Origin of the sequence: Isoptericola sp. NPDC056134 (genome assembly GCF_042264825.1) — a bacterium.
Taxonomy (GTDB): domain Bacteria; phylum Actinomycetota; class Actinomycetes; order Actinomycetales; family Cellulomonadaceae; genus Isoptericola; species Isoptericola nanjingensis.
Genome location: NZ_JBHJVM010000010.1, coordinates 46,027 through 69,955 on the forward strand (window position 1 = coordinate 46,027; position 23,929 = coordinate 69,955).

Annotated in this window: 24 protein-coding genes and 1 pseudogene; 12 read left to right on the forward strand and 13 right to left on the reverse strand. The window is 74.5% G+C overall.

Annotation, left to right across the window (positions count from 1 at the left end; genetic code table 11):
• Positions 1–498: MarR family transcriptional regulator (locus ACFCZN_RS11625; protein WP_430556898.1), on the reverse strand; the 498-nt coding region annotated here is incomplete at its 3' end.
• A 112-nt stretch (positions 499–610) separates the two neighbouring features.
• Here ACFCZN_RS11625 and ACFCZN_RS11630 point away from each other — a divergent pair.
• Positions 611–4,000, forward strand: a complete 3,390-nt coding sequence (locus ACFCZN_RS11630) for an efflux RND transporter permease subunit (RefSeq protein WP_430556899.1) — start codon at positions 611–613, stop codon at positions 3,998–4,000.
• A 73-nt stretch (positions 4,001–4,073) separates the two neighbouring features.
• Here the strand turns inward: ACFCZN_RS11630 and ACFCZN_RS11635 are convergent, their stop codons facing one another.
• Entirely contained in the window at positions 4,074–4,943 is an 870-nt protein-coding gene (locus ACFCZN_RS11635; protein WP_430556900.1) for an ABC transporter permease subunit, read from the reverse strand.
• A complete protein-coding gene (locus ACFCZN_RS11640; protein WP_430556901.1) occupies positions 4,940–5,908 on the reverse strand; it encodes an ABC transporter ATP-binding protein in 969 nt (322 codons plus the stop codon). Before ACFCZN_RS11640 ends, ACFCZN_RS11635 begins: the two co-directional genes overlap by 4 nt.
• 141 nt (positions 5,909–6,049) lie before the next feature.
• Between ACFCZN_RS11640 and ACFCZN_RS11645 the strand changes: the two genes are divergently transcribed.
• Together ACFCZN_RS11645 and ACFCZN_RS11650 are read left to right on the forward strand one after the other, a co-directional pair.
• Entirely contained in the window at positions 6,050–6,874 is an 825-nt protein-coding gene (locus tag ACFCZN_RS11645) for an inositol monophosphatase family protein (RefSeq protein WP_430556902.1), read from the forward strand.
• A gap of 105 nt (positions 6,875–6,979) precedes the next feature.
• On the forward strand, positions 6,980–7,867 hold the full coding sequence (locus ACFCZN_RS11650; RefSeq protein WP_430556903.1) for a Bax inhibitor-1/YccA family protein: 888 nt from the start codon (positions 6,980–6,982) through the stop codon (positions 7,865–7,867).
• Positions 7,868–7,907: 40 nt separating this feature from the next.
• On the opposite strand, the gene ACFCZN_RS11655 is transcribed toward ACFCZN_RS11650, so the two are convergent.
• From ACFCZN_RS11655 to ACFCZN_RS11665, 3 genes are read right to left on the reverse strand one after another with little or no spacing between them, the layout of a single operon-like run.
• Positions 7,908–8,684, reverse strand: coding sequence for a hypothetical protein (locus ACFCZN_RS11655; RefSeq protein WP_430556904.1), 777 nt, complete (start codon positions 8,682–8,684; stop codon positions 7,908–7,910).
• On the reverse strand, positions 8,681–9,304 hold the full coding sequence (locus ACFCZN_RS11660) for a TetR/AcrR family transcriptional regulator (RefSeq protein WP_429764531.1): 624 nt from the start codon (positions 9,302–9,304) through the stop codon (positions 8,681–8,683). The genes ACFCZN_RS11655 and ACFCZN_RS11660 overlap by 4 nt, the downstream gene beginning before the upstream one ends.
• Positions 9,291–10,190 (reverse strand): alpha/beta fold hydrolase, encoded by a 900-nt coding sequence (locus ACFCZN_RS11665; RefSeq protein ID WP_430556905.1) that lies wholly within the window; start codon positions 10,188–10,190, stop codon positions 9,291–9,293. The genes ACFCZN_RS11660 and ACFCZN_RS11665 overlap by 14 nt, the downstream gene beginning before the upstream one ends.
• Before the next feature lie 142 nt (positions 10,191–10,332).
• Between ACFCZN_RS11665 and ACFCZN_RS11670 the strand changes: the two genes are divergently transcribed.
• Together ACFCZN_RS11670 and ACFCZN_RS11675 are read left to right on the forward strand one after the other, a co-directional pair.
• Positions 10,333–10,761, forward strand: coding sequence for a YciI family protein (locus ACFCZN_RS11670; RefSeq protein WP_429764533.1), 429 nt, complete (start codon positions 10,333–10,335; stop codon positions 10,759–10,761).
• Entirely contained in the window at positions 10,758–12,071 is a 1,314-nt protein-coding gene (locus ACFCZN_RS11675; protein ID WP_430556906.1) for an RNA polymerase sigma factor, read from the forward strand. The genes ACFCZN_RS11670 and ACFCZN_RS11675 overlap by 4 nt, the downstream gene beginning before the upstream one ends.
• Before the next feature lie 84 nt (positions 12,072–12,155).
• On the opposite strand, the gene ACFCZN_RS11680 is transcribed toward ACFCZN_RS11675, so the two are convergent.
• Positions 12,156–13,127 (reverse strand): DMT family transporter, encoded by a 972-nt coding sequence (locus tag ACFCZN_RS11680; RefSeq protein WP_429764535.1) that lies wholly within the window; start codon positions 13,125–13,127, stop codon positions 12,156–12,158.
• Positions 13,128–13,210: 83 nt separating this feature from the next.
• On the opposite strand from ACFCZN_RS11680, the gene ACFCZN_RS11685 reads away from it, so the two are divergent.
• Entirely contained in the window at positions 13,211–14,116 is a 906-nt protein-coding gene (locus ACFCZN_RS11685) for a LysR family transcriptional regulator (RefSeq protein ID WP_430556907.1), read from the forward strand.
• A gap of 79 nt (positions 14,117–14,195) precedes the next feature.
• Positions 14,196–14,597, forward strand: coding sequence for an FKBP-type peptidyl-prolyl cis-trans isomerase (locus ACFCZN_RS11690; RefSeq protein ID WP_429733276.1), 402 nt, complete (start codon positions 14,196–14,198; stop codon positions 14,595–14,597).
• A 115-nt stretch (positions 14,598–14,712) separates the two neighbouring features.
• Here the strand turns inward: ACFCZN_RS11690 and ACFCZN_RS11695 are convergent, their stop codons facing one another.
• On the reverse strand, positions 14,713–15,930 hold the full coding sequence (locus ACFCZN_RS11695) for a class I SAM-dependent methyltransferase (protein WP_430556956.1): 1,218 nt from the start codon (positions 15,928–15,930) through the stop codon (positions 14,713–14,715).
• Between the two features lie 130 nt (positions 15,931–16,060).
• Here ACFCZN_RS11695 and ACFCZN_RS11700 point away from each other — a divergent pair, with 130 nt between their 5' ends.
• Positions 16,061–16,399: a SelT/SelW/SelH family protein gene (locus ACFCZN_RS11700; protein ID WP_429764537.1), complete on the forward strand. Its 339-nt coding sequence runs from the start codon at positions 16,061–16,063 to the stop codon at positions 16,397–16,399.
• An 88-nt stretch (positions 16,400–16,487) separates the two neighbouring features.
• Here the strand turns inward: ACFCZN_RS11700 and ACFCZN_RS11705 are convergent, their stop codons facing one another.
• Positions 16,488–16,895 carry a DUF5997 family protein gene (locus ACFCZN_RS11705; protein ID WP_429764538.1) on the reverse strand — a complete coding sequence of 136 codons (408 nt, stop codon included), beginning with the start codon at positions 16,893–16,895 and terminating at the stop codon, positions 16,488–16,490.
• Positions 16,896–16,949: 54 nt separating this feature from the next.
• Here ACFCZN_RS11705 and ACFCZN_RS11710 point away from each other — a divergent pair, with 54 nt between their 5' ends.
• Positions 16,950–17,885: a LysR substrate-binding domain-containing protein gene (locus ACFCZN_RS11710; RefSeq protein WP_430556908.1), complete on the forward strand. Its 936-nt coding sequence runs from the start codon at positions 16,950–16,952 to the stop codon at positions 17,883–17,885.
• A 45-nt stretch (positions 17,886–17,930) separates the two neighbouring features.
• Here ACFCZN_RS11710 and ACFCZN_RS11715 read toward each other — a convergent pair.
• Positions 17,931–18,218 (reverse strand): annotated as a pseudogene (locus ACFCZN_RS11715) (ATP-dependent DNA ligase); the annotation flags it as partial.
• A 323-nt stretch (positions 18,219–18,541) separates the two neighbouring features.
• Between ACFCZN_RS11715 and ACFCZN_RS11720 the strand changes: the two are divergent.
• Entirely contained in the window at positions 18,542–18,874 is a 333-nt protein-coding gene (locus ACFCZN_RS11720) for a hypothetical protein (protein ID WP_430556909.1), read from the forward strand.
• Between the two features lie 32 nt (positions 18,875–18,906).
• Here ACFCZN_RS11720 and ACFCZN_RS11725 read toward each other — a convergent pair whose 3' ends face one another.
• Positions 18,907–20,481, reverse strand: coding sequence for an ATP-dependent DNA ligase (locus ACFCZN_RS11725; protein WP_430556910.1), 1,575 nt, complete (start codon positions 20,479–20,481; stop codon positions 18,907–18,909).
• Between the two features lie 112 nt (positions 20,482–20,593).
• On the opposite strand from ACFCZN_RS11725, the gene ACFCZN_RS11730 reads away from it, so the two are divergent.
• Positions 20,594–21,406: a metallophosphoesterase family protein gene (locus ACFCZN_RS11730; RefSeq protein ID WP_430556911.1), complete on the forward strand. Its 813-nt coding sequence runs from the start codon at positions 20,594–20,596 to the stop codon at positions 21,404–21,406.
• On the opposite strand, the gene ACFCZN_RS11735 is transcribed toward ACFCZN_RS11730, so the two are convergent.
• Entirely contained in the window at positions 21,391–22,248 is an 858-nt protein-coding gene (locus ACFCZN_RS11735) for an aldo/keto reductase (RefSeq protein WP_429764543.1), read from the reverse strand. The two genes, ACFCZN_RS11730 and ACFCZN_RS11735, sit on opposite strands and share 16 nt — an antisense overlap.
• A gap of 205 nt (positions 22,249–22,453) precedes the next feature.
• Entirely contained in the window at positions 22,454–23,128 is a 675-nt protein-coding gene (gene msrA, locus ACFCZN_RS11740) for a peptide-methionine (S)-S-oxide reductase MsrA (protein WP_430556912.1), read from the reverse strand.
• 104 nt (positions 23,129–23,232) lie between these two features.
• Between msrA and ACFCZN_RS11745 the strand changes: the two genes are divergently transcribed.
• A complete protein-coding gene (locus ACFCZN_RS11745) occupies positions 23,233–23,850 on the forward strand; it encodes a YdeI/OmpD-associated family protein (protein ID WP_429764545.1) in 618 nt (205 codons plus the stop codon).
• The last annotated feature ends 79 nt before the right edge of the window (positions 23,851–23,929 follow it).

Genomic DNA, 23,929 nt, shown 5'->3' on the forward strand with positions numbered 1-23,929 from the left:
AGGAAAGAGGGGGAGGGGGAAAGATGACAAGGGAGGGGTCAGCCGCGGGGGGGGGGTGGGGGAGTCTCTTTTTCCGCCGGGGGAGGCGGGGACCCGCGCCTCGGGGCCCCCACCCCCCCCCACGGCGTCCGCCCCCCGCGTCGTGGCCGCGACCAGCCGGACGCGGCGGTCGCGGGGGTCCGGCCGCCGGGACGCCATCCCGGCCGAGACCAGGCGGTCGACGATGCCCGTCACCGTCGCGGGCGCGACCCCCATGACCTCCGCCAGCCGGTGGGAGCTCGTCTCTCCGTCGAGCTGGAGGATCGCCAGCGCGCGCAGCTGCTGGACGGTCAGGCGGGTGTGCAGCAGCGGCTCCAGCCGCTGGGACAGGAAGGTCTCGCCGATGGCGTGGTGGATCCGGACCAGCTCGTCGAGCAGAGCGCGGCGCTCGTCGTCGGGGCCGGCGTTCCCGGGGGCGTCGCCGGAGGACGCGGCGGGCTCGTCGGTCGTCGGGATCACGGGGCAGACTGTATCCCGATCCCTGGGAACCCGCCGGCGTTCCTTAGCGTTACCCTAAGGAATCGCGACGGCGTCGTCGTGCCGTCCTGCCGACCGCCCGTCTGGAGTGAGCGTGTTCCGACTTGCCCGCCTGTCCCTGGCGAACCGCGCCGTCGTCGCCCTGGCGACGATCGCGATCTTCGTCTTCGGGGCGATGAGCCTGGGCTCCCTCAAGCAGGAGCTCATCCCGTCCCTGGAGCTCCCGGCGGGCGCGGTCGTCGCGACCTACCCGGGCGCGTCGCCGGAGGTGGTCGAGCAGCGTGTCACCGAGCCGCTCGAGGCCGCCGCGCAGTCCGTCGAGGGCATCGAGTCCATCGGCTCGACGGCGTCGACCGGCAGCTCGGTCACCACCGTGCAGTTCGAGTACGGCACCGACATGGACGCGGCCACCCAGCGGCTCCAGACCGCCGTCACCCGCATCCAGTCCCAGCTCCCGGAGGACGTCGAGCCGCAGGTCGTCACGGGCTCGCTCGACGACCTGCCCGTGATCCAGCTCGCAGCGGCCGGCGCGGACGGGGACGTGGACGCCGCGGCGCTCGCGGACACCGTCGACACCGTCGTCGTGCCCGCGCTCGAGGACCTGGACGGCGTGCGCTCCGTCGCCGTGACCGGCGGCGAGACCGACCAGGTGCTGGTCGACGTCAAGACGAAGAAGCTCGCCGAGGCGGGCCTCACGACGCAGGACGTCGCCGACGTGCTCAAGGACTACGGCGTGGTGCTCCCGGCGGGCACCATCACCGACGACGACGTCACCTACTCCGTGCAGGCCGGCTCCAGCATCGACAGCGTCAAGGAGCTCAAGGCGCTGCCGCTCGTGCCGGACCCGGCCGCCGCGGGCGCGACGACGGGCGCTGGCGACGCGACCGGCGGCACCACCGGCGAGGTCGGCGACGGCACGGGCGCCCCGCCCGCGGCCGACGGCGCCGCGCAGGACCCCGCGCAGGGCGCCGAGGGCGCCACCGCCCCGCAGACCCCGGCCGCCCCGGAGCCCGTGACGCTCGCCGACGTGGCCACCGTGAAGGTCGTGCCGGTCGAGGCGACGTCGCACTCCCGGCTCGACGGCGAGTCCTCGCTGGGCGTCGCCATCACCAAGACCCCCGACGGCAACACCGTCGACGTCTCCCACGCCGTCCAGGACGCGATGGACGACCTGAAGCCCGAGCTCGAGGACGCCGGGGTCACCACCGCCGTCGTGTTCGACCAGGCGCCGTTCATCGAGGAGTCCATCGAGGGGCTCGCGACCGAGGGCGGGCTCGGCCTGCTGTTCGCCGTGATCGTCATCCTCGTGTTCCTCGTCTCGCTGCGCTCCACCCTCGTGTCGGCCGTGTCGATCCCGCTGTCGCTGGCCGTGACCTTCGTGGTCATGAACGCCACGGGCTACACGCTCAACATCCTCACGCTGGGCGCCCTGACCATCTCGATCGGTCGCGTCGTCGACGACGCCATCGTGGTCATCGAGAACATCAAGAGACACCTGTCGTACGGCGAGGACAAGAAGGCCGCCATCCTCACCGCCGTGCGCGAGGTGGGCGGCGCGATCACCGCGTCGACCATCAGCACGGTCGCCGTCTTCCTCCCGATCGCGCTGGTCGGCGGCATGGTGGGCGAGCTGTTCCGCCCCTTCGCGATGACCGTCGCGATCGCGATGCTCGCGTCGCTGGTCGTGGCGCTGACGATCGTGCCCGTGCTCGCGTACTGGTTCGTCAAGGCGCCCGCCGTCGCCACCGACCCGGCCGAGGCGGAGCGCGTCCGCGAGGCCGCCGAGGCCAAGGAGCGCCGCGGGCTGTGGCAGCGCGCGTACGTCCCCAGCCTCGGGGCCGCGCTGCGCCACCCGTGGGTCACCCTCGTCGTCGCGGTCGCCGTCCTCGGCGGCACGCTCGCGCTGGTGCCCCGCCTGGAGACCAACTTCATCGGGGACTCCGGCCAGGACACCGTCACCGTGACGCAGACGTTCGAGACCGGCGCGTCCCTCGAGGCGCAGGACGCCGCGGCGGGCGAGGTCGAGGACGCCCTGGCCGACGTCGACGCCGTCGAGAGCGTGCAGACCACGGTCGGCTCCGGCGACGCCGCGATGGCCGCGTTCATGGGCGGCGGGTCTTCGCCGCAGGCCACCTTCGCGATCACCCTCGACCCCGACGCCGACGGCGTCGAGGCGCAGAGCGAGATCCGTGACGCCGTCGAGCCGCTCGCCGACACCGGCGTCACGACCGAGGTCAGCGTCTCCGGCGGGGACTCCGGCTTCGGCTCCAGCACCGTGGACCTCGTCGTGCAGGCGCACGACAGCGGCGACCTCGAGTCCGCGGCCCAGCAGGTCACCGACGCGGTGTCCGACCTGGACGGCGTGGCCGAGGTGACCAACGACCTCTCCGCCGCGCAGCAGGTCGTGCAGGTGTCCGTCGACCGCGAGAAGGCCGCCGAGGCGGGCCTGACCGAGACCCAGGTGTCCGGCATCGTGTCGGGCGCGATGGACCCGGAGCAGACCGCCGGCGAGGTGGACCTCGGCGACGGCCCGATCGACGTCGTCGTGAAGACCGGCGACGCCCCCGCCACCCAGTCCGAGATCGAGGACCTCGAGGTCCCGACCGCCGCCGGCACGGTGCCGCTCACCGACGTCGCGACGGTCGAGAAGGTGGACGTGCCGACGTCGATCTCCCGCACCGACGGCCAGCGGTCCGCGACCGTGTCGGTGACGCCCGAGACGCAGGACGTCGGCACGCTCAGCGCCGACATCACCGCCGCGACGGACGACCTCGACCTGCCCGCGGGCGCGACCGTCGAGATCGGCGGCGTCGCGGCGGACCAGGCCGACGCGTTCTCCGACCTGGGCCTGGCCCTCGTGGCCGCGATCGCCATCGTCTACCTGGTGATGGTCGCGACCTTCGGGTCGCTGGTGCAGCCGCTGATCCTGCTGGTCTCGGTGCCGTTCTCGGCCACCGGCGCGCTGCTGGCGCTGCTCGCCACGGACACCCCGCTGGGCGTCCCGGCGCTGATCGGCGTGCTGATGCTCGTCGGCATCGTGGTGTCGAACGCGATCGTGCTCATCGACCTCATCAACCAGTACCGGGACCCGGCGCACGGGCACCCCCGGTCGCTGGACGAGGCGGTGCGCGAGGGCGCCCGCAAGCGACTGCGCCCCATCGTCATGACCGCGCTGGCGACGATCTTCGCGCTGACGCCGATGGCGATCGGGCTCACCGGCGGCGGGTCGTTCATCAGCCAGCCGCTGGCGCTGGTGGTCATCGGCGGGCTCATCTCCTCGACGCTGCTCACGCTGTTCGTGGTGCCGGTGCTCTACGAGCTCATCGAGCGCCGCAAGGAGCGCCGCGGCACCAAGCGCGACTCGCGCGTGGTGCGCAAGGCCGAGAAGGCGGAGCGTGCCGCGGCGCGCGCCGCGGAGAAGGCGGAGGCGGCCGGGGAGGCCGCCGCCGTCGCCCGCCGCCAGGCGGGCACCGACCCGGCCTGATCGTCGCGGGCGCGATCTCGGGGACTGTGCGCGACCGGACAGTCCCCGAGATCGCGCCCGCAACGATCAGGGGTCAGGCGTCGCGGCGCTTGAGCGTGATCGCCGCGGCGACGAGCAGCACGACGGTGTACCCGACGAGGACGGCGTAGCCCACCCACGGGTCGAGCAGGGCGTCCGTCTCGGCGCCGCGGGAGATGATGCGCTCGCCGGCCACGCTGGGCAGCAGCTTGTTCACCCAGTCCGTCCACGCGGCGTCGGACGCCTGCACGACGATGCTGAAGATGAGCGGCACCACGAAGAAGATCGCCACGATCGTGAAGATGGCGCCGGCGCTGTGCCGCATGAGGGTGCCGACGGCGAGCGCGAACGCCGCCACCGTCGCCAGGTAGAGCACGCAGCCGACCAGCGCGCGCACCTGCTCGGGGTCGGAGAGGTCCACGCTCATCCCGGCGTCCTCGAGCAGGGGCGTAGTGGAGACGAACGCGATCACCAGGGCGACGGCCACCACGACGGCGGTGGTGAGCACGATGACGACCAGCTTGGCCCACAGCACCGGCAGGCGGCGCGGGACGGCGGCGAACGTGGACCGCACGGTGCCCGTGGAGTACTCGCTGGTGACGATGAGCGTGGCCAGCACCCCCACGGCGAGCGCGCCGAACGAGTAGCCGAACGACACGATCGTCGTGCCCGTGAGGCCGATGGCCTGCAGGCCCGGGTCCTGCGACATGCCCTCGGCCATCTCGGGGGTGTCGACCATCGTGCGGACGATCGCGGCCATCATCAGCGCCAGCCCCACCATGACGACGGCCGTGATCACCACGGTCCACACGGTGGAGCGCAGGGTGCGGAACTTGATCCACTCGCCGCGCAGCACGCGGCCGAACGTCACGCGGTGCACGACGACGGCCGGCGCGGCCTCGCGGGCGGGTGCGGTGGCGGTCATCGGGGCGCTCCGTCCGTCGTCGCGCCGGTCTCGGCGCCCGTCGCCCGGCCGGCGTCGTCCAGGGCCTCGGCCTGGTACTCGACCGAGTCGGCGGTGAGCTCGAGGTAGGCCTCCTCGAGGGTGGAGGACACGGGCGTCAGCTCGTGCAGGACGGCGCCGCCCGCGGCGGCCAGCTCGCCCACCCGGGCGGCGTCGAGGCCGGTGACCTCGAAGGCGCCGTCGTCACCCGGCGCGACGTCGCCGCCCTCGCGCCGCAGGGCGTCGGCAAGGTCGGCGGCCTGCGGCGAGCGCACCCGCACGAGGCGGCGGGAGGCGCCGTCGACGAGCTGCTGCACCGGCATGTCCGCGAGGATCCGCCCCCGCCCGATGACGATGACGTGGTCGGCGGTGAGCGCCACCTCGCTCATGAGGTGGCTGGACAGGAACACCGTGCGGCCCTCGCCCGCCAGGAAGCGGGCGAGGTTGCGCACCCACAGCACGCCCTCGGGGTCGAGGCCGTTGACGGGCTCGTCGAGGATGAGGGTGCGCGGGTCGCCCAGCAGCGCCACCGCGATGCCGAGCCGCTGCCCCATGCCGAGGGAGAAGCCGCCCACGCGCTTGCGGGCCACCGCCGAGAGGCCGGTGAGCTCGATGACCTCGTCCACCCGCGAGGGGGCGATGCCGTGGGTGGCGGCCAGCGCCAGGAGGTGCTGGCGCGCCGTGCGGCCGGGGTGCGCCGCCTTCGCCTCCAGCAGCGCGCCCACCTCGGCCAGCGGCCGGCCGTGCTGCGGGTAGGGGCTGCCGTTCACGGTGACGTTGCCCGCCGTCGGGCGGTCGAGGCCCATGATCATCCGCATGGTGGTGGACTTGCCGGCGCCGTTGGGGCCGAGGAAGCCCGTCACGACGCCGGGTTGCACGGTGAACGTCACGTCGTCCACCGCGAGCTTGGGTCCGTAGCGCTTGGTCAGGCCGTGTGCTTCGATCATGTCGCCCCTGGAGATCTTCTCGGGTGCCGTCGTCATGCCGTCGTCACGGGGAGCACGGGTCCTTCCCGAGCCTACGTGCGGGTCGACCCCGCGGCATGGGCAGGGGCCGGGTGATCTCCGCCGACAGGGCATGCTGCGGCCATGGATGCTCGTGACCTGCCCGGGGACCTCGACCTCGCCCTCGCGGCGGCCCTCTCCGGCGCCGCGCTGGGGCTGCGGTACTTCGCGCACGTGCGGGACCTCGCGCGCGACCACAAGCTCGACGGGTCCGTCGTGACCGAGGCCGACCTCGCGGTCGAGGAGCGGGTGCGTGCCGTGCTGCTCGCGGCACGGCCCGACGACGCGTTCCTCGGCGAGGAGACGGGCGCGCTCGGGTCCTCGGGCCGCCGGTGGATCCTCGACGGCATCGACGGCACGCTCGTCTTCGTCGAGGGCGACGACCGGTGGCAGACCCTGATCGCGCTCGAGGAGGGCGGCGAGGTGACCGTCGGGGTCGCGATCCTGCCCGCGCAGGGACAGGTCTGGTACGCGGCCCGCGGCCGGGGCGCGTACGTCGCGGACGTCGTCGACGGTCACGTGACCGGCGCGCGGCGCCTGCGCGTCGGCGCGCCGCCGGGGTCGCTCGGTCCGGCGCGGACGGCGGTGCTGCCCCCGCTCGCGATGGTGGCGGCGCGGTACCGCGCCGAGGTGGAGCCGCTCGTCGAGGTGGTCGAGGTCGCGGAGTGGCGCGTGCACGGCGCCCTGCTCGTCGCGGCCGGCGAGCTCGACCTCGCGGTCCAGGTGGGCGGCAAGGTGTGGGACTACGCGCCGCTGTCCCTCATCGTCACCGAGGCGGGCGGCGTCTTCGGCGGCGACCACGGGCAGCCGCACCCCGTGACCGGGACCGGGCTGTTCGCCGTCGACGAGGCGACGGCGGAGGCCGCGCGCGGCGTCCTCGGAAAGAGTCGCCGACCTGGGAACGTCTGAGGAACGCCGCGCGTTCACTACGATGGATCGCACGGCCAGCGACCCGGCCCTGCGCGCGCGACGACCCGTCGTCGGGCACCCGGCAGCCGCGACCAGGAGGAGTTCATGACCAACCCCGTCTTCTCGAGCAGCGACGTCTTCGGCGAGCCGCGCCGTACCGGGGCTCGCCAGGGATCCCGCCCCGGCGGCACCACCACCGCGCAGCCGCAGTACGGCGCGTACGGTGCCGGGGCGGCCGGCACCACGGGCGCGCAGGCCGCCGACGCCGCGAGCCTCGACGCCATGTACCAGGCGCCGTCCGCCACCACGGCCGACACCAAGCGCCTCACCTACGACGACGTCATCATCAAGACCGGCGGCCTGCTCGCGCTGCTGATCGTGGTGGCGGCCGCGACGTGGAACTTCGCCCCGAACCTCTGGCCGATCGGCATGATCGCCGGCCTGGTGCTGGGGCTGGTGAACGCCTTCAAGAAGAAGCCCAGCCCGGCGCTGATCATCGCCTACACGGTGGCCGAGGGCGTGTTCCTCGGTGGCATCTCGATCGCGTTCGCGTCGATCGCCGTCGGCAGCTCGGGCGCCCCGCTCTCCGGGATCGTGCTGCAGGCCGTCGTGGCGACGCTGGCGACGTTCGCCGCCGCGCTGTTCCTGTTCAAGTCCGGCAAGGTGCGCGTCACGCCGAAGTTCACCCGTTGGCTGCTCATCGCCATGGTGGGCTACCTCGTCTTCTCGCTCGTCAACGTCGTCCTGACCTGGACCGGCGTCCTCGACGGCTGGGGCATGCGCGGCGGCGTGATCGGGATCATCGTCGGGCTCGTCGCGGTCGGCCTGGCCGCCGCGTCGCTCATCGTCGACTTCGACTCGATCAAGCGCGGCGTCGAGCAGGGCGTCCCGGCGCAGTTCGCCTGGACGGCGGCCTTCGGGCTGATCGTCACCCTGGTGTGGCTGTACCTGGAGTTCCTGCGCCTGCTGGCGATCTTCCAGAGCGGCGACTGACCCTTCGGTACGCCTCCGGAACGCCTGGCCCGACGGCCGGTCACCCTGCGGGGTGGCCGGCCGTCGTCTTGCCCGGTGCCGGTGCGCGGCGCACCGCCCACGCGACCAGCAGGAGCCCGGCGGCGACCAGGACACCGTGCCCGACGCGCACCGCCGGGGTGCCGAAGAACTGCGGCAGGTAGAGCAGCAGCCCGGCGGCCAGCGGGACGCCGGCCCAGCGCGGTCGGAGCGCGCCGCGCCACCATGCGACGGCGGCGAGGACGCCGGCCGCGGCGACCAGCGCCAGGCCCAGGCCGAAGAGGGTCATCGCGGCAGGCTGCTCGCGGAGCACGTCGACGTCGGCGAGCAGCGCCGGGTCCTGCGTGCGCAGCGCGGCCTGCGCGATCGTGCGGATGCCGAAGATCTCGGCGCCGAAGTAGAGGGAGCAGAGCGCGGCCCCGGCCCAGGCGGTGACGACGGCGCCGGTGGCGGCGCGCGCACCCGGGGCGACGGTGCCCGGGGCCCTGCTCCCGCGCAGCAGCGCCCGCAGGCCGAGGAACGTCGGCGCGAGCAGGCCGAGCCCCGTGATGCCGCACAGGTGCGCCAGCACCCACCGGCCGGAGGCGAACGACTCCGCCAGCGCGAGGGTCGGCACGGACTCGTCGGGCCACGGACGGAGCGCGGGGAAGAGCAGCAGGAGCACGCCTGCCGCGACGGCGCCGCCCGCGGTCCAGGCGGTGGTCCGGGAGGTGGGCGCCGGGGTTGTCGTCGGGCCTGATGCCGGGCCTGCCGTCGGGGCGGGCATCGTCGTGCGGGCGGCGTGGGTCGTGCGGGTCATGGCTGCTCCTTCGGTGCGGGCGGAGACGAAGCGTCCGCGAGGGTGGTGACCCCGGCGACGAGCATGTCGACCAGGGCGTCGAAGCTGCGGTCCAGGTCCTCGGGCAGGCGGAAGCCGCCGGAGAGCTCGAGGGCGACGAAGCCGTGCACGCCGGCGCGCACCACGCGGACGGCGTCGATCGTGCGGTCGTCGGGGAGGCCGAAGCCGTGCAGCACCGCCCCGACGAGCGCGACCACGCGGGCCCCGGCGGCGCGGTGCTCGGCGTCCTCGGGGGCGTCGGGGTCGGGGGCGAGCTGGACGGCGGCGTACCGGCCGGGGTGCGCGCGGGCGTAGTCCCGCCACGCGCGGGCGAGGGCGCGCAGGGCGTCGGGGCCCGCGCGGCCGACGGTCGCCGCGGCGCTCGCCGTCGTCAGCTCGTCGAGGGCGACCAGCGCGACCTCGCGGCGCAGCGCCGCCAGGGAGCCCACGTGCTTGTACAGGCTGGGGGTGGCGACCCCGGCGGACGCGGCGACCTTCGCGAGGGTGAGGTCGGCGAGCCCGGTGGGCCCGCCCGCGTCCACCTGCTCCAGGGCGAGGCGGACCACGGCGTCCCGCGACAGCCCGGCCCTAGGCACAGGCACCCCGCCCGTCGGCGCCGTTCTCCTGAGGGGCAGAGTGGGCGGGGGCGGCGGGCAGGCCGGCGAGGAAGTCGAGCACGGCCGGGGTCACGACCTCCGGCGCCTGGTGCTGGGGGTAGTGACCGACGCCGGGGACCAGGAGCTCCTGGCCGTCGAGCGCCTCCCGCATCCGGGCGAGCTCCGCGCCCGCGTCCTTGTAGTCGGGGTCCAGCTCGCCGACGACGACGAGCGACGGCGCCTGCACCTTCGCCACGAGGGGCTCGATCACGGAGTGGTCGAGCGCGACGGCGAGGTCGCGGAACGAGCGCAGGTGCGCCGCGTCGGCCATGCTGCGCCGGATCTGCGCGACGTGCTCCGCGTGCCGGGGGCCCTTGCGGCCCTTGGCGAACATGGAGGTGTAGAGCGACGCCCACGCCGCCGCGCCCCACGGGCGGACGAACAGCGCGCGGTACAGCAGGCGGTAGGTCCGGGCCTGGGCGGGCGAGGCGGTCTCGCGCAGGTGCGGGGCGAGCAGCACCAGCCCGCGCACGAGGTCGGGGCGCTCGGCGGCGGCCCACACGGCGGCCGACCCGCCCATGGAGCTGCCCAGCAGCACGGCGGGGCCGGCGTCGAGGTGCTCGACGAGGGCGACGAGGTCGGTGCCGGTGGCCACGTCGCCGTGGGCGGTGAAGGTGGTGTCGGAGTCGCCGTGGCCACGCAGGTCCGCGACGACCACGCGGTGGCCGGCAGCGACGAGCGCGGGGACGACGTCGTCGTAGGTGGAGCGGAGGTCGCCCATGCCGGGGACGGCGACGACGAGCGGGCCGCTGCCCGCGTCGGTGTACGCGATCCGCCCCTCGGGGCGGGCGAGGTATCGGAGCTCGAGCTTCGCGGTCATGTCCATAGCCATCAAGCTAATGCTATTAGCCACGCTTGGCAAGAGGCTTCTCGAAGAAACTTCCGGGGCGATGTCGATCCGGCGGTTCCCCGTTCGACCTGGGGATGAGAAGGTCGCCACGAGGGTGACCGTGACCACGACAAGGAGCGGGACGATGGCCAAGTACATGCTGATCATGCGGGGGACCGACGAGGGCCAGGCCGCGTACGAGGAGATGGACTTCACCGAGGTCATGGCGGCGATGGGTCGCTACAACGAGTCGATGATGAACGCCGGCGTGCTCGCCGCGGGCGAGGGGCTGTCCGACGCGTCCGAGGGCGCCGTCGTCGACTTCTCCACCGACACTCCCGTCGTCACCGACGGTCCCTACGGCGAGACCAAGGAGCTGTTCAACGGCTTCTGGATCGTCGACGTGGCCTCGAAGGAGGAGGCGATCGAGTGGGCCAAGCGGGCGCCGCTGAGCGGTGCGGGCACGAAGCTCGAGGTGCGTCGCGTCAACGGTCCCGAGGACTTCCCGCAGGACAACGAGTGGGTGCAGAAGGAGCAGGGGTGGCGCGAGGAGCAGGCCCAGCGGGCCCAGTGAGCGCCGTCGAACCGCACGACGAGGGCCGCGCCGACGACGGTGCGGCCCCTCGTCGCGTCGTCGAGGCGGTCTGGCGCATCGAGTCCAGCCGCATCGTCGGCGCGCTCGCCCGGTACACGAACGACTTCGCGCTCGCGGAGGACGTCGCGTCGGAGGCGCTCGCGGAGGCGCTGGTCGCCTGGCCGCGCGACGGCGTCCCGCGCGACCCGGTCGCGTGGCTGCTCGCGACCGGGCGGCGTCGCGCGATCGACGCGTTCCGGCGTCGGTCCGGGCGCGACGAGCGGTACGCGGCGCTGGCCCGCGAACTCGGCGAGGGCGGCGCCGTCACGGGCGGGCCGGGCGCCGTCGTCGAACCGGCCGACGACCTGCTGTGGGACCCGGACAAGATCGAGGACGACCGCCTCGCGCTGCTGTTCGTGGCCTGCCACCCCGTGCTGTCCAAGGAGGCGCGGGTCGCGCTGACCCTGCGCGTGGTGGCCGGGCTGAGCAGCGAGGAGATCGCGCGGGCGTTCCTCGTGCCCGTGCCCACGGTGCAGGCGCGCATCACCCGCGCGAAGAAGACGCTGACGGCGGCGCGGGTGCCGTTCGAGGTGCCGGCCGCCGAGGACCGCGCGGAACGGCTCGGCTCGGTGCTGAACGTCGTCTACCTCATCTTCTCGGAGGGGTCGACGGCGTCGGGCGGGGACGACTGGATGCGGCCCGACCTGGCGTACGAGGCCGTCCGCCTCGCCCGCGTCCTGACGCGCCTCGCGCCCGAGCCGGAGACGTTCGGGCTGCTCGCGCTGCTGGAGCTCACCGCGGCGCGGTTCCCCGCGCGCACCGGGCCGGACGGCGAGCCGGTGCTGCTGGAGGACCAGGACCGGCGCCGCTGGGACCGGTCCGCGGTCCGGCGGGGACGCGACGCGCTCGCCCGGGCGGTCGCCGTCGGGCGCGGGCTGGGGCCGTACGGGCTGCAGGCCGCCATCGCGGAGCAGCACGACGTCGCGCCCTCCGTCCCCGAGACCGACTGGGACCGCATCGTCGTGCTCTACGAGGCGCTGCACCGCGTGGCGCCGTCGCCCGTCGTCGAGCTCAACCGCGCCGTCGCGGTCGCGATGGCGGCGGGCCCGGCCGCCGGGCTCGCCGTCGTGGACGACCTCGTCGCGCGCGAGGTGCTGTCCGGGTCGTACCTGCTGCCGTCCGTGCGCGGCGAGCTGCTGGCCCGGCTGGGGCGGACCGAGGAGGCACGGGGCGAGCTGGAGCTCGCCGCCCGGCTGTGCGGCAACGCCCGCGAGCGCGGCGTGCTGGAGGCGAAGGCCGCCGCCCTCTGACCCGCGACCTGTCAGAGCCACGCGCAGGTTCTGATGGTCGTGGCCCTGACAGGTCCCTGGTCCGCCGAGTAGTCAGGGCCACGCTCATGGATTCGTGATCCTGGTCCTGGCAGGTCGGCGGGGGAGGGTCGCGACGGCGACGCCGGCCAGGGCCAGCACGCCGCCGAGCAGGACGACGGCAGCAGGCACCTCGTCGAGCAGGGCCCAGGACATCAGCACGACGAGCGGCGGGACGGCGTACGTCGACGCCGCCGCACGACCGGCGCTGACACGGGCCAGGGCGTACCCCCAGGTGGTGAACGCGATCGCGGTCGGGAACACCCCCAGGTAGACGACGCCGAGCAGGGACGACGACGGCGCGACGGACGCCTGCGAGATCAGCGCGGGCAGGAACGGCAGCGCCGCGACGGTGCCGGCGAGGCAGCCGAGCCAGGTCATGGTGAGCGCGTCGGCGTGGGGGAGCAGGCGCTTCTGCAGCGTGGCGGCACCGGCGTACAGCACGGCGGAGGCGAGGCCGAGCGCCACGCCGGCGACGTCGAACCGGCCCGTCGTCGTCGCGACGGCGATGACGACGACGCCCGTGAACGCCACGGCGATGCCCGCGAGCAGGCGGCGTGGGAAGCCCTCGCGCAGCAGGACGCCGGCGAGGACGGCGACGAGCATCGGCGCGATGTTGACCAGCAGCGCGGTGGTGCCGGCGTCGAGGTGCTGCTCCGCGGCGTTGAGGGTGAGGTTGTACGCGCCGAACCAGGCCACGCCCCAGGCGAGCACGAGCAGCAGCACCCGGCCGCGCGGGAGGCGCACGGGGGTGCGGCGGCGGACGCGGGCGACGAGCAGGATCACGGTCAGCGCCACGGAGCCGACGGCGACGCGGCCGAGGGTGAGCGCGCCGGCGTCGAGGTCGTGCCCGACGGCGCGCACGCCGACGAACGCCGAGGCCCACAGCACGACGGTGACGGCCATGGCGGCCGCGGTGAGGGCGCCGGCGCGGCCGGCGGTGTTCCCCGGCGTGGCGCTCGGTGCGGGCGGCGCGGTGCGCGCGGTGGTCTCGGCCATGGGAACGATCGTCGCCGACGTATCCCGTGAGCACCAGTTCATATATCTACCGAATGCTTCAGTGTCGCTGTATCGTCGCGAGCATGCTCGACGTCCACCGGCTCCGCGTCTTCCGCTCCGTCGTCGCCAGCGGCTCGGTCGCCGCGGCGGCCGCCAACCTCGGGTACACGCCGTCCGCCGTGAGCCAGCACGTCGCCGCGCTCCAGCGCGAGACCGGGCTGCAGCTGCTCGCCCGGCACGGCCGCGGCGTGCGCCCCACCGCGGCGGGCCAGGCGCTCGCCGCGCAGGCCGACGGGCTGCTCGCCCGCCTCGGGGAGGTGGAGACGTTCGTCGCCGACCTGCGCTCCGGGCGCTCGGGCAGCCTGTCCGTCGCCTACTTCGCCTCCGTCGGGGCGGCGTGGCTGCCGGCCGTCGTCAGCGCGCTCAGCACCGGGTTCCCCGGCGTGCGGCTCGACCTCGAGCTCACCGAGGAGATCCCCACCGACCCGTCGAAGCGCGCCGACCTGCAGCTCGCCGTCGCGCAGCCCGATTTCCGGCCTGCCGCCGGCACGACCGCCCACCACCTGCTCGACGACCCGTACGTCGCCGTCGTCCGCCAGGACCACCCGCTGGCCGGGCGGGACGAGATCGAGCTCGCGGAGCTGGTCGGCGACCGGTGGATCGACAACGACTTCGCGCGCGGCTGGTGCCGCCGCAACCTGCTCGAGGCGTGCCGCGCCGCCGGGTTCAGCCCGGCGTTCGCGGTGGAGGCCCACGACTACCCGACCGCCCTCGCGTTCGTCGCCGCCGGCATCGGCATCACCGTGCTGCCCGCGCTCGGCTCCGCGCGCCCCGCGAGCGGGACGGTGGCCGTGCCCGTGGTGCGGCCCGTGCCGGTGCGATCCATCTACGCCCTGGTGCAGGACGCCGTCGCCGACACCCCGCCGGTGCTGGCCGCGCTCGCGGCGCTGCGCGACGTCGCCGGGTGCCCGGTGCCGTCCGCCGCGTAGGCTGGACGGCGCAGCCCCGCCGGGCATCGCCTGGCCTCTGCACCCCGACTCTGCACGACGACGAAGACGAGGTACCCCTGTGACCACGCTCCCCACCGCCACCGGCGGCTTCGGCGACAAGCCCCAGATCACGTTCCCCGAGGGCGACGCCCCCGCCGGCCTGCAGGTGCAGGTGCTCGAGGAGGGCACCGGCCCGGTGGTCGACGCCGGCCGCACCATCGTCGTGAACTACCTGGGCCAGACCTGGGGCGGCGGGGTGTTCGACAACTCCTACGACCGGGGCCAGACCATCGACTTCCCGATCGGCGTCGGCGCCGTCATCGGCGGCTGGGACAAGGGCCTGGTCGGCCGCAACGTGGGCGACCGCGTGCTGCTGTCCATCCCGTCCGAGCACGGCTACGGCCAGCGCGGCGTGCCGCAGGCCGGCATCCCCGGCGGCGCGACGCTCGTCTTCGTCGTCGACGTCGTCGGCGTGCGCTGACCTCTTTCGATCGCGAGGTAGTGCGGAAGCTGCCGAGGTCGTACGAGCCGCGTCTCGTACGACCTCGGCAGCTTCTGCACTGCCTCGGCAACTTCCGGACGACCTCGCGTGCGGGTCAGCGGCGGCGGGACCGCGTGACCGTGAACTTCGGGTTCTGCGCGACGTGCACGGTGGGCCCGGCGGCGCGGGTCAGCGCCTCCCGGTAGTGCAGCGCCGTGTTGAAGACGCACCACAGCTCGCCGCCCTGGCGCAGCGCCCGCCCGGCCGCGCGGAACATGCGGTGGGCGGCGTCGGTGCGCACGGCCGTGCGGTCGTGGAACGGCGGGTTGAGCAGGATCAGGTCGGCGCTCGCGGGCTCCAGGTCCTCGCCCGCGTCCCCGCGCAGCGCGACGACGCGCCCGCCGACGCCGTTCGCCTCCGCCGTCGCCTGCGTGGACGCCACGGCCGCGGCGGAGCGGTCCGTCCCCACCACGCGGGCGTCCGGGTACCGGAGCGCGAGGACCGTGGCGAGCAGGCCGCTGCCGCTGCCCAGGTCGACGGCGTCGTGCACGCGGTCTGCTCCCGGCCACTTCTCCGCCGTCGTGAGCAGGAAGCGGGTGCCGAGGTCGAGCGTCGTGCCCGCGAACACCCCGCCGTGCGCGGCGACGGTGACGTCCGCCGGCGACGTCCCGCCCGACGGTGCCGCGGCCGCCAGCAGCTCCCGGTCGCGCAGCACGGCGCGGGCGGGGAAGGCGGGGGCGGCGTCGCGCGCCTCCGGCCGGACCCCGGTCGCGACCAGCGCCCGCGACTTCTGACGAGCGAGAGTGGCGCGCACGTCGGTGAACGACGCGGCCAGCACCTCGTTCATCGAGCGCGTCATGTGCTTGACCCGCCCGCCGGCCAGCACGACGACGTCGTCCGCGGCGTACCTGGCGACCGCCTCGGCGATCTCCGTGAGCTCGGCGAGGGACGGCGGGAGCTGGAGCAGCACGAGCCGCGCGCCGGCGAGCAGGTGGGACGCCTCGGTGTACAGGTCCGCGCGGACGAGGTGCACCTCGCGTCGCCCACCCCGAACGAGGTCAGCGAGGTCTGCGGAGAGGTGGTGGTCGAGCGCTGCCTCGGCGGTCACCGCGTCGGTGAAGGACCGCACCCGGGACGGTCCGAGCGTCAGCGCCCCCAGGGTGAGCGCGCCGAACCGGTCGCCGATGACGACGACGTCGTCCGGACCGGCGTCGGCCAGGAGGGGAGCGGCCTCGTCGAGCAGCAGCCGATCGGTGGCGTCGACGGCGACGGGGCCGTCCGGCCGCGAGCCGTCCTCGGGCCACGGGGCGAGCGCGCCGAGGACGGCGGCCAGCCGCGCGGCGGGGTCGAGGCTCTCGAAGGGCTCGGTGGGGGCGGGGGAGTCGGGCTCGGAGGCGTGGTGCACCCGACCAGTCTCCCTGACGGGGACGCCGGCGCCCGACCGGGCGCCCTACCCTGGCGCCATGAGCGAAGCCCCCGCCGCGCCGGAGCCGACGTCGACCGCGCGCGTGTCGATCACCTACTGCACGCAGTGCCGGTGGCTGATGCGCGCGGCGTGGGTGGCGCAGGAGCTGCTGCAGACGTTCCGCACGCGGCTCTCCGAGGTCGCGCTGGTCCCGGGGACGGGCGGCGTCTTCCGGGTGGAGCTCGACCCGGGCGACGGCCGGGACGCCGTGCTGCTGTGGGACCGCGCCGCCGAGGGCGGGTTCCCGGAGATCCCGCCGCTCAAGACGGCGATCCGCGACGCCGTCGCGCCGGACCTCTCGCTCGGGCACACGGACCGGGTGCAGCCGCGGGGTTGAGCCGATCTGTTCGGCAGCTCGTCGATCTCCTCGGCACGTTCGGCTGCCGAAGAGATCGATCCGCTGCCGAACTGATCGGGAGTGGCGCTCAGCGGGACCGGCGGGCGGACTTCTCCGCCTTGCGCGCGGCCTCGGCCGCGACGCGGTCCTCCTCCTCGCGCACCTTGGCCGCCGTCGCGCGCTCGTCGACCAGCCACTGGGGCGGGTCCTGGCGCAGCTCGTCGATCTGCTCGGTGGTCAGCGGCTCGGTGACGCCGCCGCGCGCGAGGCCGGCGATGGAGATGCCGAGCCGGCCGGCGACGACGGGACGCGGGTGGGGCCCGAGGCGGCGCAGCTCCTCGAGCCACTGCGGCGGATTCGTCTCGAGCTGCTCGAGCTCGGCGCGCGTGATGCCGTGCTCCTGGAACTCGGGCGGGGTCGCGGGCAGGTACACCCCGAGCTTCTTCGCCGCGTTCGTCGGCTTGAGGACCTGCTGGGAGAAGGGGGTTCCGGCCATGGGCACCAGGGTAGTCGCGGCGGGCGGCGCGGCACGCCCACGTAGCCTGGTGCCGTGACCGACCAGCCGGGCGAGGCCCTCGACGACACGGTGGACGACGAGCCGGACGACGCCGTCGAGAGCGAGGACGCCCTCGTCGAGGCGGCCGACGACGGACGTCCCACCTTCCGGCTCGGGTACGTGCCCGGCGCAACGCCGGGCCGCTGGGCGCGCACGTGGCGCGACCGGCTCCCGGGCGTCCGGCTCGCCCTGGTCCAGGTCGACGCCGCCGACGCGCCCGCCGCGCTGGTCGAGCGGCAGGTGGACGCGGCGCTCCTGCGCCTCCCGGTCGACGGCGACGTCCTGCACGCCATCCCGCTGTACACGGAGCTACCCGTGGTCGCCGTCTCGCGCGACCACCTGCTCGCGGCGACGACGGAGGACGAGGTCGTCGCCGCCGACGACGTCGCGGACGACGTCGTGTGGCTGCCCGCGGACGACGTCCTCTACCCGGCGGGAGAGCCCGTTCCCGGCCGGGCGCCGGAGGCGTACGACGACGGCGCGGGCGGCCTCGTGGAGCCCGAGCGGCCCGCGACGGCGGCCGACGCGATCGCCCTGGTCGCGACCGGGGTCGGGGTCACGGTCGTGCCCATGTCGCTGGCGCGGCTGCACCACCGCAAGGACGTCACCTACCGGGTGCTCGACGGCGGGCCCGGCGCGCCCGTCGGCCTGGGGTGGCTCGTGGACGGGCTGCCCGACGACGTGCGTGAGCTGGTGGAGGAGATGATCGGCATCGTGCGCGGCCGCACCGCCAACAGCTCCCGGGGCCGTGCCGCGGCCGGGCGGTCGGACGCGAAGACCGCGGAGGTCACGAAGCCGGCGAGGGCGCAGGGCCAGCGCGGCGGTGGCGCTGCCCAGGGGCGTGGCTCCGGCCAGCGCGGCGCGGCGCGGCGCGGCGGGGGCTCGCGGCCGTCGCCGCCGCGCAAGGGCCGGCGGCGCGGCAGCCGCTGACGGAGCCGGCCACCGCGCCCGGTGGGCGGTCGCTCAGCGCCCGGCTCAGCCGGCTGTGCTTCCGGAGGCCGCCGCCAGGGCGCGCACGGTGTCCACCGTGTCCGCCTCGGCGGCGGACTTGTCGTCGCGGTAGCGCACCACCCGCGCGAACCGCAGCGCCATGCCCCCGGCGTAGCGGGTGGAGCGCTGCACGCCGTCGAAGGCGATCTCGACCACCTGCTCGGGACGCACCTGCACGACGTACGACGACCCGTCGGCGGGCGACGTCGCCAGCTCGGTGAACCGCTCGGTCTGCCAGGTGAGCATCTGGTCGGTCATGCCCTTGAACGTCTTCCGGGTTACAAGTGCAGGAACGACGTGTCGGTGCGGTAGCGCACGACTCGTGCGGAGCGCAGGACCACGCCTCCCGTGTAGCGACTCGATCGCTCGACGGGCGCCGATGGCGACCTCGACAACCTGCTCAGGACGCACGTAGACCGCGTGGCCCTCGCAGTGCGTCTCAAGTTCGAGCAAGCGTTCCGTCTGCCAGGCGAGCATCTCGCCGGTCATCCCCTTGAAAGTCTTCCCGGCCATCAGCCAGCCGCTTCGTTCAGGATCTTGTGACGTCATCCAAGGTCCCCAGTCACCAACGCGACCATCTGTGCCAGGCTCTGCCCGTGGACTCCAGTCGCGAGATGTTTCGCATCCTCCCGTTCCCGTTCAGGGACGACAGGTTTCCTCCATCGCTCGGCGCTGTGGTGCAGACGACGGTCTTGGACGGCGTCGAACCCGCGCGCGAGGTGGTTCATTTCTCGGACGGGGCGTGGGCGATCGGTGACGGGCGCAACGACCCGAACGTGCCAGGCGCGTCAATCGCGACTCATATCGCTCATGCGATCGAGCGGAACAGTTCGATCGCCACACTCGCGACGATGCCCCCAGGATTCATCGCAAGGAGGTCCGGGCCTGGAGGCAGGTGGACGGTTGCACTGCTCGACGAGTCTGACTGACGGTCGGCTTGGTCTCGCGTGGCGGTCCCGTCTCAGGACGGGAGATAGGAGCGCAGCGTTTCGATCGTGTCGGCCTCGGTCGCGGGCTTGTCGTCGCGGTAGCGGACCACCCGCGCGAACCGGAGGGCGACTCCTCCGGCGTACCTGCTCGACCGCTGCACGCCGTCGAAGGCGACCTCGACCACCTGCTCCGGGCGAACGTGGACCACATGACCCTCGCGATGCGTCTCAAGTTCGAGGAAGCGTTCCGTCTGCCAGACGAGCATCTCGTCGGTCATCCCCTTGAAGGTTTTTCCGACCATCGCCCAGCCGCTTCGGTCAACATCCTTCGAGGTCTTGCCGAGCATGACGAAGCCGCCGGCGCCGGGGTCGCGCGCGCCGAGGTGGATGTTGGACAGCCAGCCCTGGCGGCGGCCGGAGCCCCACTCCACGGCGAGCACCACGAGGTCGAGCGTGTGCCGGGGCTTGACCTTGACCCAGCCGGCGCCGCGGCGGCCGGCGGCGTAGGGCGCGTCCAGGGCCTTGAGCACCAGCCCCTCCTGACCGACGGCGACGGTGTCGGCGAAGAACCGTTCGACCTCCCCGACGTCGGCGGAGACCAGTCGCGGCACCACGACCTCGGGCGGGAGCACGCGGTCCAGCACCTCGAGGCGCTCGGCCGCGGGCGCGTCGATGAGGTCGGTGCCGTCGTGGTGCAGCACGTCGAAGAACCGCACGCTGAGCGGCACGGTGGCGCTGCCCGCCTCGGCGTCGTGGCTGCCCGTGCGGGCGGCGGTCTCCTGGAAGGGGCGCGGGCGGCCGGCGTCGTCGAGGGCGATCGCCTCGCCGTCGAGCACCACCGTGCGCACGTCGAGGGAGCGTGCGACGGCGACCACCTCGGGCAGCCGCTCCGTGACGTCGTCGAGCGAGCGCGTGAAGACGACGACGTCGTCGCCGCGGCGGTGCACCTGCACGCGGATGCCGTCGAGCTTGGTGTCGGCGGCGACGGCGCCGCCCTCGAACCGCTCCAGGGCGGCGGCGACGTCGGGGGCCGACGCCGCGAGCATCGGCCGCACGGGCCGGCCGGGCTCGAGCCGGAACGCCTCCAGGGCGGGCGCGCCGCCGTCGAGCGCGGCCCGGGCGATGGGCCCGGTGAGGGCGCTGAACATCGCCGCCCGGCGCACCACCGGCAGCGGGACGTCGGCCGCGGCGGCGATCGCGTCGAGCAGCAGCGAGTCGAGCGCTCCCTGGCGCAGCTCGCCCAGCACGAGGCGGCGCACGAAGTCCTGCTCGTCGGCCGTGGCGCGCCCGAACAGCTCGTCGACGGCGGACCGGCGGGCGGCCTGCGAGCCGGCGCCCGCGAGCTGCTCGAGGCGGCCGAGCGCGCCGTCGACGTCGGCGGGCGTGAGGGACGGCTCGGCCGCGGGGTCGGGGAGGCTGCCCAGCGTGCGCCACCCCAGGCCGGTGCGGCGCTGCCGCGGCCTGCCCGACAGGAACGCCGCGACGACCTCCACCTCGTCGCCCGGCTCCGCGGCGCGCAGCGACTCCGCGAGCAGCTCCCGCTTGCGCAGCCGCGAGCGCGTCGCGGCGACGGCGGCGTGCGTGGTGACCAGCTCGGAGAGCAGCACCCGACGATCGTCGCACCCGCCTCCGACGCTGTCGCGGCGCCGTCGGACCCCCGGCCTGCTGCGGTGGGCAGAACCGCGTGCGTCCGGAAGGTCGCCCTGGGAGCGTGGCGGCATGGGAGCGACGAGTGAGCTGGGCACCGTCGCGGTGCTCTCGGACGTGCACGGCGTGCTGCCCGTCCTGGAGGCGGTCCTCGACGAGCCGGACGTGCGCGCGGCCGACGCCGTCGTCGTCACCGGCGACCACGCCGCGGGACCGCAGCCGCTGGCGGTGCTCGACCGGCTGCGGGCGCTCGGCCGCCGGGCGGTGCTCGTGCGCGGCAACGCGGACCGCGAGCTCGTCGCGCACGCCCGGGACGGCTCGGGCCCCGTGCCCGACCCCGTCGCCCCCTGGGCGGCGGCGCAGCTGCGCCCCGCCGACGTCGCGCTGCTGGCCGGGCTGCCGCACCCCGTGGAGCTGCGCGTGCGCGGGTTCGGGCGGGTGGTGGCCTGCCACGGGACGCCGCGCGACGACGAGGAGGTCGTGCTGGTCGACTCCTCGCTCGAGCGATGGGCCGAGGTGCTGGGCGGGCTGGACGACGACGTCACGACGGTGCTGTGCGGGCACACGCACATGCCGTTCGTGCGGCTGGTGGACCGGCGCCTCGTCGTGAACCCGGGCAGCGTCGGGATGCCGTACGGCCGTGCCGGCGGGTCGTGGGCGCTGCTGCGCGGCGGCCAGGTCGAGCTGCGACACACGGCCGTCGACGTGGACGCCGCCGTGGCGGCGCTGGTGGCGGGATCGTCATACCCGAACGTCCAGGAGTGGGCCGACGAGTACCTGCGGTCGGCGGCGAGCGACGCGGACGCGCTGCGCGTCTTCGGCCCGCGGGACGGGCGCGACGCCCGCCCCGCGGGTGGCGACGAGGTGGGTCAGAGCTCCTCGTAGACCGCCGGGTCCTGGTCGGCGGTGCGCCCGTCGGGGCGGCCGAGACCGGTGATGCGGGCCATCTCGTCGTCGGTGAGCTCGAACGAGAACAGGTCGAGGTTGTCGGCCTGCCGCTCCGGGCTGGACGCCTTGGGGATGGGCACGACGCCGAGCTGCACGTGCCAGCGCAGGATGGCGCGCACGGGCGAGACGCCGTGGGCCGCCGCGACCTCCGCGATCACCGGGTCCCCGAGCATGTCGCTCGCCCGGCCCAGGGGGCTCCACGCCTCGGTGACGATGCCGCGCTCGGCGTCGGCGGCACGCTGGGCGGCCTGCGGGAAGTACGGGTGCAGCTCGACCTGGTTCACGACCGGGGTCACGCCGGTGGCCTCGATGACGGCGTCGAGGTGCTCGGGCAGGAAGTTCGAGACCCCGACGTGCCGGATCAGGCCGCGCTCGCGGCAGTCGACCAGCGCCTGGTACGCCTCGACGTACTTCCCGATGCGCGGGTTGGGCCAGTGGACGAGGTACAGGTCGAGGTGGTCGAGCCCGCTGCGGTACACCGACTCCTCGACGGTGGCGACGGCGTCGTCGTAGGCCTGGCGGCGGCCGGGCAGCTTCGACGTGATCAGCAGCTGCTCGCGCGGCACCGAGGAGGCCCGTACGGCGCGGCCGACGGTGCCCTCGTTCTCGTAGCTGAACGCCGAGTCGATCAGCCGGTAGCCGGCGTCGATGGCGCGGGCGATCGCGTCGGCGCCGCCGTGGCCCTTGAGCTTGTACGTGCCGAAGCCGACGGCGGGGATCGCGGTGCCGTCGGCGGCGTTACGGGTGGGGACGTCGGGCGTGGTGCTCTGCTCGCTCATGCCCCCATTCCACACCCGCGGCCACACCGGCCGTCCAGCGGCCGCCGCGCCCGGATGGTGCTGCGCGCGACGTCCGCCCTGCTGTGGGGGCCGGCGCGCGGGCTCACCGAGGACCCCGTGCGCTGCCGGCGGCTGCTCGACGTCTTCGCCTGGCACGCGCACGGCCCGCCCCCGGAGCGGGGACGGGCCGTGCGCGGTACGTGCGTCAGGCGGCGTCGGGGTAGGGGACGCCCGTCGTCGCGTGGCAGCGGTAGCCGTGCGGGTTCTTGTCGAGGTACTCCTGGTGGTAGTCCTCGGCGTAGTAGAACGGGCCGGCCTCGACGGCCGGTCGCAGCTCGGTGGTGATCGGGTCGTAGCCCTTCGCGGCGAGCACCTCGGAGTACCGCATCGCCGTCTCGCGCACCGCCTGCTCCTGCTCCGGCGTGGTCCAGTAGACCGCCGAGCGATACTGCGTGCCGACGTCGTTGCCCTGCCGGAAGCCCTGGGTCGGGTCGTGCCGCTCCCAGAAGATCTTGAGCAGCTCGGCCTCGGAGACCTTCGCCGGGTCGTAGGCCACCAGGGTGGTCTCGGTGTGCCCGGTGCGCGCCGTGCACACCTCCTCGTACGTCGGGTTCGGCGTCGTGCCGCCCATGTACCCGACGGCCGTGCTCACGACGCCGGGCACCTGCCAGTAGATCTCCTCGGCGCCCCAGAAACAGCCCATCGCCAGGTACAGCACCCGCGTGCCCTCGGGCCACGGGCCCGTGAGCGACGTGCCGAGCACCGTGTGCGGGCGGGCGGCGGGCAGGACGGGAGACTCGCGCCCGGGCAGCGCGTCCTCCGGCGCCACCATGGTGGTCTTGCCGGAGCGGCCGAGCAGCTGGTCGAAGATCGAGTTCATCGGGTTACCTCCTTGAGAGGGACGCGGTGGTCCCGTAGTGCGCAACGACATCGCCCGCCGGGGTGTTCCATGCTCGAGGGCGAGCCGGGCGCTACGGTCCCGTCATGGCCGACGACCGCCCCGACCTGCCCGACCAGCTCCTCCTGCCCGACCCGGCGGCGTGGCGGGCCTGGCTCGACGAGCACGAGGACACCACTCCCGACGGCGCGTGGCTGGTGCTCGCGAAGAAGGGGCGCCCGTCGCCGACGACGCTCACGCACGCGTCAGCGCTGGAGGAGGCGTTGTGCAGCGGGTGGATCGACGCGCAGATGCGGAGCCTGGGCGCCGACACGATGCTGCAGCGGTTCTGCCCGCGCCGGACGCGCAGCCGCTGGTCGGTGCGCAACCAGGAGATCGTGGCCCGCCTGACCGACGAGGGCCGGATGCGGCCCCGCGGGCAGGCGGAGATCGACGCGGCGAAGGCGGACGGGCGCTGGGAGGCCGCGTACCACGGCTCCGCGCGCGCCGAGGTGCCGGACGACCTCGCCGCGGCGATCGCGGCCAGCCCCGCGGCGTCGGCGATGTTCGAGGTCCTCACGGCGCAGAACCGGTACGCGATCCTGCACCGCCTGGGGGCCCTCAAGACGGCGGAGGCGCGCGAGCGCAACGTGGCGAAGTACGTCGCGATGCTGGAGCGCGGCGAGACCGTCCACCCGCAGCGGCGGCGTCCCGCCGCAGGGTGACGGGGCCGCCAGGAGGTCCCGTCAGCGTCCAACCTGTGGACGCGCCGTGAAGATCCCGGTCGACGGCCGACCGCCGCGC

Excerpts from the sequence above, each read along its gene's own strand:
- ACFCZN_RS11635 (WP_430556900.1), bottom strand. The coding sequence starts at position 4,943 with ATGACCGCCACCGCACCCGCCCGCGAGGCCGCGCCGGCCGTCGTCGTG.
- ACFCZN_RS11640 (WP_430556901.1), bottom strand. The coding sequence starts at position 5,908 with ATGATCGAAGCACACGGCCTGACCAAGCGCTACGGACCCAAGCTCGCG.
- ACFCZN_RS11645 (WP_430556902.1), top strand. The coding sequence starts at position 6,050 with ATGGATGCTCGTGACCTGCCCGGGGACCTCGACCTCGCCCTCGCGGCG.
- ACFCZN_RS11650 (WP_430556903.1), top strand. The coding sequence starts at position 6,980 with ATGACCAACCCCGTCTTCTCGAGCAGCGACGTCTTCGGCGAGCCGCGC.
- ACFCZN_RS11655 (WP_430556904.1), bottom strand. The coding sequence starts at position 8,684 with ATGACCCGCACGACCCACGCCGCCCGCACGACGATGCCCGCCCCGACG.
- ACFCZN_RS11665 (WP_430556905.1), bottom strand. The coding sequence starts at position 10,190 with ATGGCTATGGACATGACCGCGAAGCTCGAGCTCCGATACCTCGCCCGC.
- ACFCZN_RS11670 (WP_429764533.1), top strand. The coding sequence starts at position 10,333 with ATGGCCAAGTACATGCTGATCATGCGGGGGACCGACGAGGGCCAGGCC.
- ACFCZN_RS11680 (WP_429764535.1), bottom strand. The coding sequence starts at position 13,127 with ATGGCCGAGACCACCGCGCGCACCGCGCCGCCCGCACCGAGCGCCACG.
- ACFCZN_RS11685 (WP_430556907.1), top strand. The coding sequence starts at position 13,211 with ATGCTCGACGTCCACCGGCTCCGCGTCTTCCGCTCCGTCGTCGCCAGC.
- ACFCZN_RS11700 (WP_429764537.1), top strand. The coding sequence starts at position 16,061 with ATGAGCGAAGCCCCCGCCGCGCCGGAGCCGACGTCGACCGCGCGCGTG.
- ACFCZN_RS11705 (WP_429764538.1), bottom strand. The coding sequence starts at position 16,895 with ATGGCCGGAACCCCCTTCTCCCAGCAGGTCCTCAAGCCGACGAACGCG.
- ACFCZN_RS11730 (WP_430556911.1), top strand. The coding sequence starts at position 20,594 with ATGGGAGCGACGAGTGAGCTGGGCACCGTCGCGGTGCTCTCGGACGTG.
- ACFCZN_RS11735 (WP_429764543.1), bottom strand. The coding sequence starts at position 22,248 with ATGAGCGAGCAGAGCACCACGCCCGACGTCCCCACCCGTAACGCCGCC.
- msrA (WP_430556912.1), bottom strand. The coding sequence starts at position 23,128 with ATGAACTCGATCTTCGACCAGCTGCTCGGCCGCTCCGGCAAGACCACC.
- ACFCZN_RS11745 (WP_429764545.1), top strand. The coding sequence starts at position 23,233 with ATGGCCGACGACCGCCCCGACCTGCCCGACCAGCTCCTCCTGCCCGAC.